A 215-nucleotide genomic window follows, 5' to 3' on the forward strand; every position below is an offset into this window, starting at 1 on the left:
GAGTAGATGTCGACGCGGGCGTCCTCGTCGCCTTCGAGGCTGAGCCGTTCGGGGGCGATGTAGGCGAAGGTGCCAATGGTGCTGCCGGTCTTGGTCATTCGGGTGTCATCGACGATGCGGGCGATGCCGAAGTCGATGAGGTAGGCGAAGTCGCGGTCGTCGAGCAGGATGTTGGAGGGTTTGATGTCGCGGTGGATCAGTCCGATGCTGTGGGC

Annotated in this window: 1 protein-coding gene; it reads right to left on the reverse strand. The window is 62.8% G+C overall.

The features are described from left to right. On the reverse strand, nucleotides 1-215 hold a 215-nt coding region (locus AC5Y5V_RS31455; RefSeq protein WP_499943005.1), incomplete at both ends, for a protein kinase domain-containing protein.

The sequence above is a fragment of the Mycobacterium sp. NGS68 genome (genome assembly GCF_059812195.1).